The 14,693-nt window shown below is 63.0% G+C and carries 19 protein-coding genes; 8 read left to right on the top strand and 11 right to left on the bottom strand.

Annotation, left to right across the window (positions count from 1 at the left end; all coding sequences use genetic code 11):
- Positions 1-222 precede the first annotated feature (222 nt).
- From ftsY to rpoH, 4 genes are all read left to right on the top strand, one after another.
- Positions 223-1,752 (top strand): signal recognition particle-docking protein FtsY, encoded by a 1,530-nt coding sequence (ftsY, locus tag BLS75_RS22385; protein ID WP_072451806.1) that lies wholly within the window; start codon positions 223-225, stop codon positions 1,750-1,752.
- Positions 1,749-2,420, top strand: coding sequence for a cell division ATP-binding protein FtsE (ftsE, locus tag BLS75_RS22380; RefSeq protein WP_011064030.1), 672 nt, complete (start codon positions 1,749-1,751; stop codon positions 2,418-2,420). The genes ftsY and ftsE overlap by 4 nt, the downstream gene beginning before the upstream one ends.
- On the top strand, positions 2,417-3,439 hold the full coding sequence (ftsX, locus tag BLS75_RS22375) for a permease-like cell division protein FtsX (RefSeq protein ID WP_015637373.1): 1,023 nt from the start codon (positions 2,417-2,419) through the stop codon (positions 3,437-3,439). The genes ftsE and ftsX overlap by 4 nt, the downstream gene beginning before the upstream one ends.
- Positions 3,440-3,552: 113 nt before the next feature.
- Positions 3,553-4,407, top strand: a complete 855-nt coding sequence (gene rpoH, locus BLS75_RS22370; RefSeq protein ID WP_011064028.1) for an RNA polymerase sigma factor RpoH — start codon at positions 3,553-3,555, stop codon at positions 4,405-4,407.
- 146 nt (positions 4,408-4,553) lie between these two features.
- On the opposite strand, the gene mtgA is transcribed toward rpoH, so the two are convergent.
- The gene (gene mtgA, locus BLS75_RS22365) at positions 4,554-5,276 is read right to left on the bottom strand and encodes a monofunctional biosynthetic peptidoglycan transglycosylase (protein WP_072451805.1); all 723 of its coding nucleotides are present in this window, start codon (positions 5,274-5,276) and stop codon (positions 4,554-4,556) included.
- 74 nt (positions 5,277-5,350) lie between these two features.
- Between mtgA and BLS75_RS22360 the strand changes: the two genes are divergently transcribed.
- From BLS75_RS22360 to trmB, 4 genes are all read left to right on the top strand, one after another.
- Positions 5,351-5,731 (top strand): DUF423 domain-containing protein, encoded by a 381-nt coding sequence (locus tag BLS75_RS22360; RefSeq protein WP_072451804.1) that lies wholly within the window; start codon positions 5,351-5,353, stop codon positions 5,729-5,731.
- Between the two features lie 70 nt (positions 5,732-5,801).
- On the top strand, positions 5,802-6,002 hold the full coding sequence (thiS, locus tag BLS75_RS22355) for a sulfur carrier protein ThiS (protein ID WP_011064025.1): 201 nt from the start codon (positions 5,802-5,804) through the stop codon (positions 6,000-6,002).
- A 163-nt stretch (positions 6,003-6,165) separates the two neighbouring features.
- Positions 6,166-6,960, top strand: a complete 795-nt coding sequence (locus tag BLS75_RS22350) for a thiazole synthase (RefSeq protein ID WP_011064024.1) — start codon at positions 6,166-6,168, stop codon at positions 6,958-6,960.
- A 9-nt stretch (positions 6,961-6,969) separates the two neighbouring features.
- Entirely contained in the window at positions 6,970-7,695 is a 726-nt protein-coding gene (gene trmB / locus BLS75_RS22345) for a tRNA (guanosine(46)-N7)-methyltransferase TrmB (RefSeq protein WP_011064023.1), read from the top strand.
- Between the two features lie 93 nt (positions 7,696-7,788).
- Here the strand turns inward: trmB and BLS75_RS22340 are convergent, their stop codons facing one another.
- The 10 genes from BLS75_RS22340 to proC all read right to left on the bottom strand — a co-directional run bounded on the left by BLS75_RS22340 (position 7,789) and on the right by proC (position 14,669).
- Complete coding sequence (locus BLS75_RS22340) at positions 7,789-8,337, bottom strand: RNA 2'-phosphotransferase (RefSeq protein WP_011064022.1); 549 nt, start codon at positions 8,335-8,337, stop codon at positions 7,789-7,791.
- Positions 8,338-8,424: 87 nt separating this feature from the next.
- The gene (locus tag BLS75_RS22335; RefSeq protein WP_011064021.1) at positions 8,425-8,748 is read right to left on the bottom strand and encodes a DUF3392 domain-containing protein; all 324 of its coding nucleotides are present in this window, start codon (positions 8,746-8,748) and stop codon (positions 8,425-8,427) included.
- Positions 8,749-8,757: 9 nt separating this feature from the next.
- Entirely contained in the window at positions 8,758-9,960 is a 1,203-nt protein-coding gene (gene hemW / locus BLS75_RS22330) for a radical SAM family heme chaperone HemW (RefSeq protein ID WP_072451803.1), read from the bottom strand.
- Positions 9,957-10,553, bottom strand: a complete 597-nt coding sequence (gene rdgB / locus BLS75_RS22325; protein ID WP_026020234.1) for an RdgB/HAM1 family non-canonical purine NTP pyrophosphatase — start codon at positions 10,551-10,553, stop codon at positions 9,957-9,959. Before rdgB ends, hemW begins: the two co-directional genes overlap by 4 nt.
- Positions 10,550-10,984 (bottom strand): DUF4426 domain-containing protein, encoded by a 435-nt coding sequence (locus BLS75_RS22320; RefSeq protein WP_011064018.1) that lies wholly within the window; start codon positions 10,982-10,984, stop codon positions 10,550-10,552. The genes rdgB and BLS75_RS22320 overlap by 4 nt, the downstream gene beginning before the upstream one ends.
- Positions 10,985-11,010: 26 nt before the next feature.
- Positions 11,011-11,631 (bottom strand): methionine biosynthesis protein MetW, encoded by a 621-nt coding sequence (gene metW, locus BLS75_RS22315; protein WP_011064017.1) that lies wholly within the window; start codon positions 11,629-11,631, stop codon positions 11,011-11,013.
- 7 nt (positions 11,632-11,638) lie between these two features.
- The gene (locus tag BLS75_RS22310; protein ID WP_011064016.1) at positions 11,639-12,778 is read right to left on the bottom strand and encodes a homoserine O-succinyltransferase MetX; all 1,140 of its coding nucleotides are present in this window, start codon (positions 12,776-12,778) and stop codon (positions 11,639-11,641) included.
- A 163-nt stretch (positions 12,779-12,941) separates the two neighbouring features.
- On the bottom strand, positions 12,942-13,235 hold the full coding sequence (locus BLS75_RS22305) for a DUF167 domain-containing protein (protein WP_011064015.1): 294 nt from the start codon (positions 13,233-13,235) through the stop codon (positions 12,942-12,944).
- Positions 13,236-13,249: 14 nt separating this feature from the next.
- On the bottom strand, positions 13,250-13,840 hold the full coding sequence (locus tag BLS75_RS22300) for a YggT family protein (RefSeq protein ID WP_011064014.1): 591 nt from the start codon (positions 13,838-13,840) through the stop codon (positions 13,250-13,252).
- Positions 13,841-13,850: 10 nt separating this feature from the next.
- Entirely contained in the window at positions 13,851-14,669 is an 819-nt protein-coding gene (proC, locus tag BLS75_RS22295) for a pyrroline-5-carboxylate reductase (protein WP_072451802.1), read from the bottom strand.
- Positions 14,670-14,693 lie beyond the last annotated feature (24 nt).

Raw genomic sequence — 14,693 nt, 5'->3', positions numbered from 1 at the left:
TATGAGTTACCGGCAAGAAGCCCTGATTTACCAGCTAGACTTCGACTTTTCGCCGATTTTGCCGTTCCAGTCCTTTAGTAAAATCGCTCCTTGAAGTGCTTTTGGGCATTTCGACAACATGTTGCGCGTGAACAAGCTGGATGAAACACAGTCTGTTCTGCATCGAATATTTATTTACCGAGGCGCCCAGTGGCGCATCGCTACCTTGAGATAGCCGTCTCCATGTTTGGTTCCAACGACGACAAAAAGACCCCAGCCGCGGCTGGCGAGAAGAAAGGCCTGTTCGGATGGCTGCGCAAAAAGCCGCAGGAACCCGTCGTCGAACAGCCGCAAGTGCCTGCCGAGCCGGCACCGACTCCGGTCATCGAACCTGCCGCCAGCGTAGCCCCGGCCGAGCCGGTGGTGCTGCCAATGGCCGAGCCGGTGCTGCAACCGCACATCGCGCCTGAACCGGCGGCCCCCGCGGCGCCCGACCTGCCGCTGGCGCCAAGCGCCGAGCACAAGCCCTGGTTGACCCTGCCGGTGGCGGAAGAACCCGTGGCCCTGGTGGAAGACGCCCAGGCCGAGCATGTGGCTCCGCCGATTCCGGCTGTTGCCGTGCACCCTGAGCCGGTGGTCGAAGCCCCGGTGGTTACCCCGGCCCCTGTGGTCGAGGTGCAAGCCCCGGTTGCTCCGGTATTCGTCGCCCCTGAACCTGTTGCTCCTGCTCCTGCTCCTGCTCCTGCTCCTGCTCCTGCTCCTGCTCCTGTAGCCGAGCCGGTTGTGGCGGCGGCAGAGCCCGAGCCTGTGACTGAGCCCCTCCGTCCCGCCGAAGAGAGCAAGATCGGCTTCTTCGCTCGCCTCAAGCAGGGCCTGTCCAAGACCAGCGCCAGCATTGGCGAAGGCATGGCCAGCCTGTTCCTCGGCAAGAAGGCCATCGATGACGAATTGCTGGAAGACCTGGAAACCCGCCTGCTGACCGCAGACGTCGGGGTCGAGGCGACTTCGGTGATCATCCAGAACCTGACCCAGAAGGTGGCACGCAAGCAGCTCACCGACTCCGATGCGCTGTATGCCTCGCTGCAGGCCGAACTCACCAGCATGCTCAAGCCAGTGGAACAACCACTGCAGATCGTCGCCCAGAACAAGCCGTTCGTGATCCTGGTGGTGGGCGTCAACGGCGCTGGCAAGACCACCACCATCGGCAAGCTGGCGAAGAAGCTGCAGTTGGAAGGCAAGAAAGTCATGCTGGCCGCCGGCGACACTTTCCGCGCCGCGGCAGTGGAGCAGCTGCAAGTCTGGGGCGAGCGCAACAAGATCCCGGTCATCGCCCAGCACACCGGTGCCGATTCGGCCTCGGTGATCTTCGATGCGGTGCAAGCGGCCAAGGCCCGTGGCATTGATGTGCTGATCGCCGACACGGCGGGGCGCCTGCACACCAAAGACAACCTGATGGAAGAGCTGAAGAAAGTCCGTCGGGTCATCGGCAAGCTCGATGCCGACGCGCCCCACGAGGTGCTGCTGGTGCTGGACGCCGGTACCGGCCAGAACGCCATCAACCAGGCCAAGCAGTTCAACCAGACGGTGCAGTTGTCCGGCCTGGCCCTGACCAAGCTCGACGGTACCGCCAAGGGTGGAGTGATCTTCGCCCTGGCCAAGCAGTTCGGCCTGCCGATCCGTTATATCGGCGTTGGTGAAGGTATCGACGACTTGCGTACCTTTGAAGCCGAACCCTTTGTCCAGGCACTGTTTGCCGAGCGGGAGCGTTCATGATTCGTTTCGAACAGGTCGGTAAGCGCTACCCCAACGGTCACGTTGGCCTGCATGAGCTGAGCTTTCGCGTGCGTCGCGGCGAATTCCTGTTTGTCACCGGCCATTCCGGCGCCGGTAAGAGCACCTTGCTGCGCCTGCTGCTGGCCATGGAGCGTCCGACTACCGGCAAATTGCTGTTGGCCGGGCAGGACCTGGGGCAGATCAGCAACGCGCAGATCCCGTTCCTGCGGCGGCAGATCGGCGTGGTGTTCCAGAACCACCAGTTGCTGTTCGACCGCACCGTATTCAACAACGTCGCCCTGCCGCTGCAGATCCTCGGCCTGTCCAAGGCGGAAATCGCCAAGCGCGTGGATTCGGCCCTGGAGCGGGTGGCCTTGTCGGACAAAACCGATCTCTACCCGGGGGATCTGTCCACCGGTCAGCAACAGCGCGTGGGCATCGCGCGGGCCATCGTCCATCGCCCGGCTCTGCTGCTGGCGGACGAACCCACCGGTAACCTCGACCCGCGTCTTGCGGCGGAAATCATGGGCGTGTTCGAAGACATCAACCGCCTGGGCACCAGCGTGCTGATCGCCAGCCACGACCTGGCACTGATCGCCCGCATGCGCCACCGCATGCTGACCTTGCAACGCGGACGCTTGATCGGCGACGGGGAGGCCGGCGTATGAGTGCTACACGTACCCCTAAAGTGGCGGAGCGCGTAGCGCCCAAGGCGTCCGAAGCACCACCGCCGAAGAAAAAGCGTGACGAGGACGACGGCCCGGATTTCGGCACCCTGCTGCACGCCTGGATCGAAAGCCATCGCGCCAGCCTGCTGGACAGCCTGCGGCGCCTGGGCAAACAGCCCATCGGCAGCTTCTTTACCTGCCTGGTGATGGCCGTGGCCTTGAGCCTGCCCATGGGCTTGTCGCTGTTGCTCAATAATGTCGAGCGCCTGGGCGGTTCCTGGCAGCGCGCGGCGCAGATCTCGCTGTACCTGGATCTGGGGGCTTCTGCCACCGAGGGCGAGAAGCTCAGTGAAGAGATCAAGGGCCTGCCCGGTGTGGCGGATGCCGAGTTCATCAGCAAGGAAAAGGCCCTGGAGGAGTTCCAGCAGCAGTCCGGGCTGGGCGAGGCCTTGCGCGAACTGCCCCATAACCCGCTGCCGGGTGTAGTGCTGGTCACACCGAACGAAGTGGACAAGGCGACCCTGGAAGCCCTGCGCCAGCGGTTGTCGGAAATGCCCAAGGTGCAACTGGCGCAACTGGACCTGGTATGGGTCGAGCGGCTGGCGGCGATCCTCAAGCTGGGGGACCGCTTTGTCTTCGGCCTGACGGTGCTGCTGGTTTCTGCATTACTTTTGGTGATAGGCAATACCATTCGTCTTCATATTGAAAACCGCCGCACCGAGATAGAAGTGATTAAACTCGTCGGCGGCACGGACAGTTATGTTCGTCGACCCTTCCTCTATATGGGGGCGCTGTATGGTTTCGGCGCGGGGATCCTGTCCTGGGGTGTATTGGCGTTTGGCCTGAACTGGCTGAACGACGCGGTAATCGGTCTGGCTGGCTTGTATGGCAGCGATTTTGCCCTCGCGGGGGTGCCGGTTGCCGATGGTCTGTCGCTCTTGCTAGGGGCGGTGCTGTTGGGTTATATCGGTGCGTGGATTGCGGTGGCCCGTCATCTGAGGGAACTGGCACCGAAGTAATGTCTTTTTGCTTGTATTGACCTTTCAGCATTTTTGGGAACTTGTTTCGCGGTTTCCGGTCAATTTTCGCAGTGCTGAACGGCACGAGTTATGTGAGTCGGAGGTTTTTTCGTATGACCACTTCTTTGCAACCTGCTTACGCATTGGTTCCAGGCGCAAACCTGGAGGCTTATGTGCACACGGTGAACAGCATTCCATTGCTGACACCCGAGCAGGAGCGTGAACTGGCCGAGAGTCTCTACTATGAGCAGGATCTTGAGGCGGCTCGGCAGATGGTGCTCGCCCACCTGCGTTTTGTCGTACATATCGCCCGTAGCTATTCCGGCTACGGGTTGGCCCAGGCTGACCTGATCCAGGAAGGCAACGTTGGCCTGATGAAAGCCGTGAAGCGCTTCAACCCTGAAATGGGTGTGCGCCTGGTGTCCTTTGCCGTGCACTGGATCAAGGCGGAAATTCACGAGTTCATCCTGCGTAACTGGCGGATTGTGAAGGTTGCTACCACCAAGGCGCAGCGCAAGCTGTTCTTCAACCTGCGCAGCCAGAAGAAGCGTCTGGCCTGGCTGAACAACGAAGAAGTTCACCGCGTGGCGGAAAGCCTGGGCGTGGAGCCTCGTGAAGTGCGGGAAATGGAAAGCCGGCTGACCGGCCAGGACATGGCGTTCGATCCGGCTGCGGAAGCGGACGACGACAGCGCCTTCCAGTCGCCAGCCAACTACCTGGAAGACCACCGCTACGACCCGGCGCTGCAACTTGAGGATGCCGACTGGAGCGACAACTCCACCAGCAACCTGCACGAAGCCCTGGAAGTGCTGGACGAACGCAGCCGTGACATCCTCTACCAGCGCTGGCTGGCCGAAGAGAAAGCCACGCTGCACGACCTGGCGCAGAAGTACAACGTTTCGGCCGAGCGGATTCGCCAGTTGGAAAAAAGCGCGATGAACAAGCTGAAACTGTCCATCGCCGCTTAAGCCTGAAGCGTCATGCAAAACGCCCCGATTACCTCGGGGCGTTTTTGTTTGTGCGGTTGGCGTAGGAGCCGGCTTGCCGGCGAATCCCCGGCCCAGCACCCATCTCGAACATGCTCAAGAAGAACCGGCGCAAAGCCAAATCCGGGTTACTCCGCCCAGGGCGCCCTGCGCGACTCGTTCAGCCGATTCAAGTAATCGGCTCCACCCAACTGGCTCATCTGCCGCCGAACCCAGCCCGCCCGCTGCATCACATAAGTGCTGGGACGTGCTGCGCTCCACACCCTTGGATTGGGCAGGACAGCGGCTAGCAGGCTGGCTTGCTGGCGTGACAGATTGGCCGCGCTGACGCCGAAGTGATGGCGCGCCGCGGCTTCTGCCCCGAACACCCCTTCATCCCATTCGACACTGTTGAGGTAGACCTCAAGAATCCGCTGCTTGGGCCAGAACACCTCGATCAGCGCGGTGAACCAGGCTTCCAGTCCCTTGCGCAGGTAGCTGCGGCCGGACCACAGGAACAGGTTTTTCGACACTTGCTGGCTCAGGGTACTGGCGCCACGGATCGAGCCGCCCCTTTCGTTGTGGATCAACGCTGCCTGGATTGCATCGATATCGAAGCCCCAGTGCTCGGGGAATTTCTGATCCTCGCCGGCGATCACCGCCACCTTGAGGTTGTCGGAGATTTCATCCCAAGGCTTCCAGGTGCGCTGCAGGTCGATGGGATCATTGTCGATCCACGACTCGACCTTGCGTTCCACCATCAGGGCGGTGCCCGGTGGCGGTACGAAACGCAACAGCAGCACCAGCAGGACGCTGCCGACCACGAACCACATCAAGGCTTTTACAAGACGACGAAACAGATAACGCAGCATAGAGATGGCTTGGCCGAACCCGTTGAGCGCGCCATTATACAGACCCTTTGTGCTGAATCTGACTGGAGTTCCTCATGTTGCGTGGCTTCCTGATGCTGGCCGCCTTTTTCGGTTTCACCGGGGTTGCCCTTGGCGCTTTCGCCGCCCACGGTCTTAAAAACCGCCTGAGCACGGACTACCTGGCTATTTTTCATACAGGTGTTACCTATCAACTGGTGCATGCCCTGGCGTTGTTCGGCGTCGCCTTGCTGGCGGCTCATATTCCCGGGCGGCTGGTGACCTGGGCCGGCGCTGCCTTCACCCTGGGCATCCTGCTGTTCTCCGGTAGCCTGTACCTGCTGACCCTGACTGGCACCAGCAAGCTGGGGATCATCACCCCCTTCGGCGGTGTGGCCTTCCTGGTCGGCTGGCTCCTGCTGGGGCTTGCCGCCTGGCGCCTGCAAGTTGCCGGCTGACGCTTGTAGCTGACCTTTAGGTCATGATCGGGCTAGAATGCTGGCCCCTAAAAATGATGGCGGCCTTGGCATGCGCATTCAGTTGAACGGTGAATCCTTTGAACTGCCCGACGGCTCGACCGTTGCGGCCCTGCTGAGCCATCTGGAACTCACCGGACGGCGGATCGCGGTGGAACTCAACCTGGATATCGTTCCGCGCAGCCAGCACGCCGAAACCGCTCTCAACGAAGGTGACCAGGTAGAAGTGGTCCACGCCATCGGCGGCGGCTAGTCACTGGCTTCAACAGCGCTGCTGTCCATCTGCGCAGCGCCCAGGCCCGGCTCCGGGCCCTCTCATGGACGACATGCTTTCACCGGCCCCGGATTGAGGGTCACCAGCGCCCCGGGCCTGATAAAGAATTCTGCAAGAACCTCACCCCAACAGAGGATTTCCGATGAGCAACGTTCGTAGTGACAAGCCTTTCGTCCTGGCCGGTCGGACGTACCAGTCGCGTTTGCTGGTAGGCACCGGCAAGTACCGCGACATGGAAGAAACCCGCCTGGCCATCGAGGCCTCGGGTGCCGAGATCGTGACCGTTGCCGTGCGCCGGACCAATATCGGCCAGAACCCGGGCGAACCGAACCTGCTGGATATCCTGCCGCCGGATCGCTACACCATCCTGCCCAACACCGCCGGCTGCTATGACGCGGTCGAGGCCGTGCGCACCTGCCGTCTGGCCCGTGAGCTGCTCGATGGCCACAACCTGGTGAAGCTGGAAGTCCTGGCCGACCAGAAGACCCTGTTCCCCAACGTGCTGGAAACCCTCAAGGCCGCCGAAGTGCTGGTCAAGGAAGGTTTCGACGTGATGGTCTACACCAGCGACGACCCGATCATCGCCCGCCAGCTGGCGGAAATGGGCTGCATCGCGGTCATGCCGCTGGCCGGGCTGATTGGCACCGGGCTGGGGATCTGCAACCCGTACAACCTGCAGATCATCCTTGAAGAAGCCAAGGTTCCGGTACTGGTGGATGCCGGTGTCGGTACCGCTTCCGACGCCACCATCGCCATGGAGCTGGGGTGTGAGGCGGTGCTGATGAACTCGGCCATCGCCCACGCGCAGCAGCCGGTGATGATGGCCGAAGCCATGAAACACGCAATTGTCGCGGGCCGCCTGGCGTACCTCGCCGGTCGCATGCCGAAGAAACTCTATGCCAGCGCCTCTTCGCCGCTGGATGGTCTGATCAAGTAAGAGCCATTGATGACTGAATCAAACGACACGCCAATCCAGCCGGAAGCCGGCGACGAGCGCCAACACCGCCGCATCAAGAGTTTCGTGATGCGCGCCGGGCGCATGACCGAAGGCCAGCAACGCGGCCTGGACCAGGGCGCGCCGCTGTACGTGCTGCCCTTGGCCGACGCCCCGGTGGATTACGACCAGGTGTTCGGCCGTTCGGCACCACGCTCCCTGGAAATCGGCTTCGGCATGGGTCACTCGCTGCTGGAAATGGCGGCGGCGGCCCCGGAGCAGGATTTCATCGGCGTTGAGGTTCACCGCCCGGGTGTCGGCGCGCTGCTCAATGGCGTGCTGACCCAGGGCCTGACCAACCTGCGGGTCTACGATTGCGACGCCATCGAGGTGCTCAACCGCTGCATCGCCGACAACAGCCTGGACCGGCTGATGCTGTTCTTCCCCGATCCGTGGCACAAGAGCCGGCACCACAAGCGCCGCATCGTCCAGGCCTCCTTCGCCGAGCTGGTGCGCAGCAAGCTCAAGGTTGGCGGCATTCTGCACATGGCTACCGACTGGGAGCCCTATGCCGAATACATGCTGGAGGTGATGAACGTCGCCCCGGGTTATCGCAACCTGGCCGAAGACGGCAAGTGTGTACCGCGCCCGGCCGAACGCCCGATCACCAAGTTCGAGCGTCGCGGCGAGCGCCTGGGCCACGGCGTGTGGGATTTGAAGTTCGAAAAGCTCGCCTGAGCCCCGCGGACACGCTGCTGTAGGAGCTGCCGGGCGGCGTTCCGCTTGCCAGCGAAGAGGCCTTCAAGGTCGCCTTCGCCAGCCAGCTGGCTCCTACAGGGCTTTGATGAAGCCGACCGGCACCTGGTCGGTCAGCCACACCCCATTCTCTGCCTGATAGAAGGTGAAGCCCTGGGCCTGCATGGCCTGGGCGTCGATCTGCAGGATCACCACCTTGCCATAGCGCTGGCCCACGGCCCGGGCGGTGTCGATTTCCTGGGACAGGTGCACGTGGTGCCGTGAACCCGGGATCAGCCCCTTTTCGTTGATCGAATCCATGAAGCGCGTGGCGGTGCCGTGGAAGAGCACGGCGGGCGGTTGCTTTGCCTCAAGCTGCAATTGCACGGCCTTGTTGGAATGCCCCTGAACGGCACGAATCCGCCGGCTGTCAGCCGAGAGGGCGAAGCGCTTCTTGTCGTTGCCTTCGACCACCAGCTCGATCAGTTCCCGGCTCAGTTGCCGGCCGTTCTTGGCTGCACCGCTGATCAGCGCGTCGATATCGCCCCAGCCTTCGCTGTCCAGTTCCAGGCCGATGGCCTGGGGCTCGTGGCGCAGCACATAGCTGAGGAACTTGCTGGTGTCCTCGATGACTTTCTTGCTCATGTTCTTCCTTGATAACGGGGGCAGCCGTTGGATTGCGTTCGCCGGCTTGGTGTAGGAGCCGGCTTGCCGGCGAAGGGGCCCTGCGAATTAACGACGATCAGCGACCACGCCAATCAGCACCAGCACCACCAACAGCACTGGCGCCAGGCTGTAGTTGTTGAACTGGCTCAGGCCGCGGACGATCCACGGTGTGGCGTAGATCAGCGCCAGGCCGCTGCCCACCATGCACAGCAGGGCCATCAGCGGCACCCGCAGGGCGCCGGCGATGCCGCCCAGGCGCTGTTCGACCCAGCCCTTGATGTCCGCGCCGAACAGCACCAGCAGGCAGCCCACCAGTGCCAGGGCGATTTCCGAGAGGTTGCTGCGACTCCAGCGGGACACGGTGGCGAGCAGGTCGAGTACCAGATCCATGTGATTTCCTTAGATCAGAAAGTATTGCAGCAGGTCATTGAGAAAAAGTTGCCCGCGGGCCGTGGCCGCCAGGCGTGACGGTTCGACCTGCAACAAGCCGCTTTGTTCGGCCTGGCGCCGACCTTCGGCGAGGCTGACCAGGTCCAGGCCGGTGCGTTGGGCGAACAGCTCAGCGTCCACGCCATCGGTGAGGCGCAGGGCGTTCATCAGGAACTCGAACGGCAGCTCTTCGTTGCCCAGGGCCTTCTCGCCCGCCTTGAACTGCTTGGCCGGGTTCAGGTAGTCCTTGGGCAGGCGGGTCTTCCAGGTGCGCAGGATGCGCCCGTCCGGGTGGCTGAGTTTGCCGTGGGCACCGGCGCCGATCCCGATGAAGTCGCCAAAGCTCCAGTAGTTCAGGTTGTGCCGCGCCGCGCGCCCGGGCTGGGCGTAGGCCGAGACTTCGTACTGGGCATAGCCGTGTTCGGCCAGCAGGGCCTGTCCGGCTTCCTGGATGTCCCACAGGGTGTCGTCTTCCGGCAGTACCGGTGGCTGGTTCCAGAACACCGTGTTGGGCTCCAGGGTCAGCTGGTACCAGGACAGGTGGGTCGGCTTCATCGCAATGGCCTGGCGCAGGTCGCCCAGGGCATCGTCCAGGGACTGGTCCGGCAGGCCGTGCATCAGGTCCAGGTTGAAGTTGTCGAACCCGGCTTGGCGCGCCATGCCAGCGGCGCGAATCGCTTCATCGCCGTTGTGGATGCGGCCCAGGGCCTTGAGCTTCTGTTCTTGGAAACTCTGGATGCCGATGGACAGGCGGTTGATGCCCAAGGCGCGGTAGGCGGTGAATTTTTCCTGCTCGAAGGTCCCGGGGTTGGCTTCCAGGGTGATTTCGATGTCGGGGGCAAACCGGATGCGCTGTTCCACGCCCTTGAGCAGCCGACCCAGGGCCTGGGCGCTGAACAGGCTCGGGGTGCCGCCGCCGAAGAAGATCGAGCTCAGCTCGCGACCGTGCACGGCGTGCAGGTCCTGGTCGAGGTCGGCCAGCAGGGCGTCGACGTACTCCTCTTCCGGTAGCGTCGGGCTGGCCGCGTGGGAGTTGAAGTCGCAGTAGGGGCATTTGCGTACACACCACGGGATGTGGATGTACAGCGCCAGGGGCGGCAACTGGGGCAGCGCCGCCCGGGGCGTATGCGCGCCGCCGAGAATCAGCGGCGACGCGGAGGGCTCGTGGCTCATTTCAGGCCCAGGCGTTGCCGCAGAATGGCCATGGCGCGGGCGCGGTGGCTGAGCTGGTTTTTCTCCTCGGGGCCCAGTTCGGCGCTGGAGCAGTTGCGTTCCGGCACCCAGAACAGCGGGTCGTAGCCGAAGCCGTGCTCGCCGCTGGCGGCGGTAAGGATGCGCCCGTGCCACAGGCCTTCGCAGAGGATCGGCAGCGGATCGTCGGCGTGCCGTACCAGTGCCAGGACGCAGACGAACTGCGCACCGCGCTCGGCTTGCGGGACATCCTTGAGGGCTTCGAGCAGCTTGGCGTTGTTCGCCGCGTCGCCCTGGCCGTCGGCGTAGCGGGCCGAGTAGATGCCCGGGGCGCCACCGAGGAAGTCCACTGCCAGGCCGGAGTCGTCGGCCAGTGCCGGCAAGCCGGAAATGCGTGCGGCATTGCGCGCCTTGAGGATGGCGTTTTCGACGAACGACAGGCCGGTTTCTTCCGGCTCGACGCTGCTGAACTCGCCGATCGAGCGCAATTGCACCGAAGCGCCGAGCATGGCCTGGAGTTCTTTGAGTTTGCCGGCGTTATGGCTGGCCAGTACGAGTTGCGTGAGGTTCATTATTCGCCCGGGAATAGCTCTTGGTTGAAGCTGAAGCTGTTGGTGTCACCACCAGTCTGCACATTGATGGTGAACGTACGGTTTTCCTGCTGCTCCACCGGGAACTGGGCGATGTAGTAGATCGCGCCCTGCTCGGTGATCTGGCGGAATTTCAGCGGGATGCTCTTGCTGGTCAGGTCCTTGACCGTGCCACTGACCTGGCCGACCAGCGGCTTGCCGTCCTTGATCAGGGAAACGTTGATCACGCCCTGGTTCTTGCTGCGGACCAGCTCCGCCGCCCTGGCGATATCAGGCTGCAGGTAGGTGGAGTTGAAGGTGTTGTAGTGCACGGTGATGTCACCGAACACTTCCTGGCGTTCGCCCTTGATCGGGTCCGCCGCCAGGGCGCTGACGCTCAGGCAGGCAGCCAGTAGAAATGTAACCAGACGTCCCATGATGGTTCTCCTCGATGCAACGTGGTTTATACCGCGACCTTGTGATCTTGCAGGCCGGGACTGCTGACGCGGTAGATGCCGATCTCTCCTAAGAGATTAGGCCATAGCTTACTGGCCCACCCATGGCGGTGTTGTTGATCGACGGCAAGGCGGTTGATCACCCGGGCTTGCCGCTCGCGGCACAGTTCTTCGAAGTCCTCGAAGGTGCAGAAGTGGATGTTCGGCGTGTTGTACCAGGTGTACGGGAGGAACTCCGAGACCGGCATCCGCCCCTTGCTGGCCAGGTACCAGCGGCAGCGCCAGTGACCGAAATTGGGGAAGGTGATGATGCACTGGCGGCCGACCCGGAGCATTTCGTCGAGGATCTTGTCCGGGTAGTGCACGGCTTGCAGGGCCTGGGTCATGACCACGATGTCGAAGCTGTTGCTGGCAAAGTTGCCCAGGCCCTTGTCCAGGTCCTGCTCGATCACGTTGATGCCCTTGGCCACGCACTCGGCGATGTTGTCCGGGTCGTTTTCCAGGCCATAGCCGGTGACCTGCTTGTGCTCCTGCAGCCAGCTCAGCAGCTCGCCGTTACCGCAGCCCAGGTCGAGGACGCGGCTGCCGGCGGGGATCCATTCCTGGATGATTTCCAGATCGGCTCTCATCGTGTCCTCACAAGGTAATGCGGTTCATGTAGTGGCTGAACGCCTGCAGGTAGCGCGGGATCGGGATCAGGAAGGCGTCATGCCCCTGCGGTGCGTCGATCTCCAGGTAGCAGACGTCCTTGCGCGCGGCCATCAATGCATCCACCAGTTCCCGGGAGCGGGCCGGGGAGAAGCGCCAGTCGGTGGTGAAGGACATCACGCAGAACTTGGCGGTGGCATGGGCGAAGGTCTTGGCCAGGTCGTCGTCGCAGTTGGCCGCCGGGTCGAAGTAGTCCAGGGCCTTGGTCATCAGCAGGTAGGTGTTGGCATCGAAACGCCCGGAGAACTCCTCGCCCTGGTAGCGCAGGTAGCTTTCCACCTGGAACTCGACGCTGTGGAAGTCGTAGTTGAGCTTCTCGCTCTTGAGCCCACGGCCGAATTTCTCGCCCATGGAGTCGTCGGACAGGTAAGTGATATGGCCCACCATTCGCGCCAGCATCAGCCCGCGCTTGGGGATCACCCCCTGTTCCTGGAACGAGCCGCCGTGGAATTCCGGGTCGGTGAGGATCGCCTGGCGCGCCACTTCGTTGAAGGCGATGTTCTGCGCCGAGAGCTTGGGCGCCGAGGCGATGGCCAGGCAGTGCCGTACACGGTCCGGGTAGGTGATGGTCCATTGCAGGGCCTGCATGCCGCCGAGGCTGCCGCCGATCACTGCAGCCCACTGGCTGATGCCCAGGCGATCCGCCAGGCGCGCCTGGCTGTGTACCCAGTCTTCCACGGTAAGCACCGGGAAGTCGGCGCCGAACGGCTTGCCGGTGTCCGGGTTGAGGCTGCTGGGACCGGTGGAGCCGTTGCAACCGCCGAGGTTGTTGAGGCTGACCACGAAGAACCTATTGGTGTCGATCGGCTTGCCCGGGCCGATGCAGCTGTCCCACCAACCGGGCTTGCGGTCGTCGACGCTGTGGTAGCCGGCGGCGTGATGATGGCCGGACAGGGCGTGGCAGATCAGCACCGCGTTGCTGGCGCTGGCGTTGAGCTGACCGTAGGTTTCGTAGATCAGGTCGTAGGCCGGCAGCGCGCGCCCGCAGGCCAGGGCCAGGGGTTCGCTGAAGTGCGCTATTTGTGGCGTGACCAGACCAACAGAATCGGGGGGAAAGGCAGTTGGCATCGACCCTGCTCTCATTTAAATGAGGCGTAAGTCTAAAGACCGCTGCCCCCAGCGGCAAGCAAAGCCCGGGGCTGTGTTTCGTTGCGGGAAATGACGTGGGAGGTTCGCTGGCAAGCCAGCTCCTGCAGTGAACATGGAGCGCAGGAGCCGGCTTGCCGGCGAATCAGGCGGGACGAGCCAGCCCCGGCAGGTCCGGCAGCTTCTTCGGCGCTTGCAGGCGCACCCGCTTCTGCCGGTTCAGTTCACCGCTGACCAGGCTGACGTTGCTCTTGGGAATGCCAAAGGCCTTGGCCAGGAACGCCATCAGGTGCGCATTGGCCTTGCCTTCCACTGGTGGCGCGGTGAGGCGGATCTTCAACCGCTCGCCGTGCAGGCCAGCGAACTCGTCGCTGCTGGCCTTGGGTTGCAGGTGGCAATCGAGGATCAGATCGTCACCGTCCCAGCGGTAATAACTCATGCAGGCCGCCCGGGTCAGATCAGCAGGCGCAGGATGTCCGGCATCATGGTCATGGCCGCCAGGTTGTTGATCACCAGCATGTCCAGCAGCTTGAGCACCATGAATGCCAGGATCGGCGAGATATCCAGGCCGCCCATGCTCGGCAGGATGCGACGGAACGGGGCCAGGGCGGGTTCGCAGATCTGGTTCACCAGTTCGGCGCCGGGGTTGTGGCTGCCAGGGGCGACCCAGGACAGGATCACGCTGATGATCAGGGCGAAGAAGAAGATCTTCAGGAACAGCGCGGTGACGCCGATGATCGACCAGATCAGCAGTTGCAGCGGGTTGCCGGTGGTGCCGTAGGTCAGCAGCAGGGTCAGGGCCATCAGGGCCAGTTGCACCAGGATCGCCAGCAGCAGCGAGGACATGTCCAGGCCGCCGATGCTCGGGATGACCCGGCGCATCGGCTTGAGCAGCGGCTGGGTGGCCCGCACGATGAACTGGCACAGCGGGTTGTAGAAGTTGGCGCGCACCAGTTGCAGGACGAAACGCATCAGCACGATCAGCAGGTACAGGCTGCCCAGGGTTTGCAGCACATACACCGCAGCGGTGTTCAATCCAATCATCATTGGCTCCTTATTGGCCCAGTTGTTCGGCCATTTCGGCCGAGCGGTGCGCAGCGGCACCCAATGCTTTTTCCACCAGGGCTTCAAAGCCACCGGCCTGGAACGACTTGATGGCCGCTTCCGTGGTGCCTGCCGGTGAAGTCACGCGGCGGCGCAGCTCGGCGGCGTCAACGTCACTGGAGACCGCCATGTGGGCGGCGCCCAGGGCGGTCTGCAGAGTCAGCTGGGCGGCGGTTTCCCGGGGCAGGCCGAGCTTCTCGCCAGCGGCGGTCATGGCTTCGATCAGCAGGAAGAAATACGCCGGGCCACTGCCGGAGACGGCAGTCACTGCGTCCAGTTGCTGCTCCTGGTCCAGCCACAGGGCGATACCCACTGCGGACAGCAGCTCCTCGGCCTGCTGGCGTTGCTGGGCGCTGACTTCGGCGGTGGCGTACAGGCCGCTGACACCCTGGCGCAGCAGTGCCGGGGTATTGGGCATGCAGCGCACGATGGGCTGGGCGCCGAGCCAGCTGTTCATGCTCGAACAGGTGATGCCGGCGGCGATGGACACCACCAGCTGTTGCGGCTTCAGGCTCGGGCGCAGGGCTTGGCACACGGCTTTCATGGCCTGGGGCTTGACCGCCAGGACGATCACGTCGACGCCTTCTATGGCCTCGGCGTTATCGGCAAACACCTGGATGCCATGTTCGGCCGCGACTTTCTCGCGGGTCTGCTCGCCCGGGTCGCTGGCGCGGATCTGCGAGGCCTCCAGGCCTTTGGCCCGCAGGCCGCCGATGAGACTGGCCGCCATGTTGCCGGCACCGATAAAAGCGATACGAGTCGTGTTCATGACAGGTCCTTACAAGAGGTCGGG

The organism is Pseudomonas sp. NFPP12 (assembly GCF_900103205.1).
Classification (GTDB): Bacteria; Pseudomonadota; Gammaproteobacteria; order Pseudomonadales; family Pseudomonadaceae; genus Aquipseudomonas; species Aquipseudomonas protegens.
The sequence above is the reverse complement of the archived record's forward strand: the minus strand, read 5'-3'. Positions and strand labels throughout refer to the sequence as shown.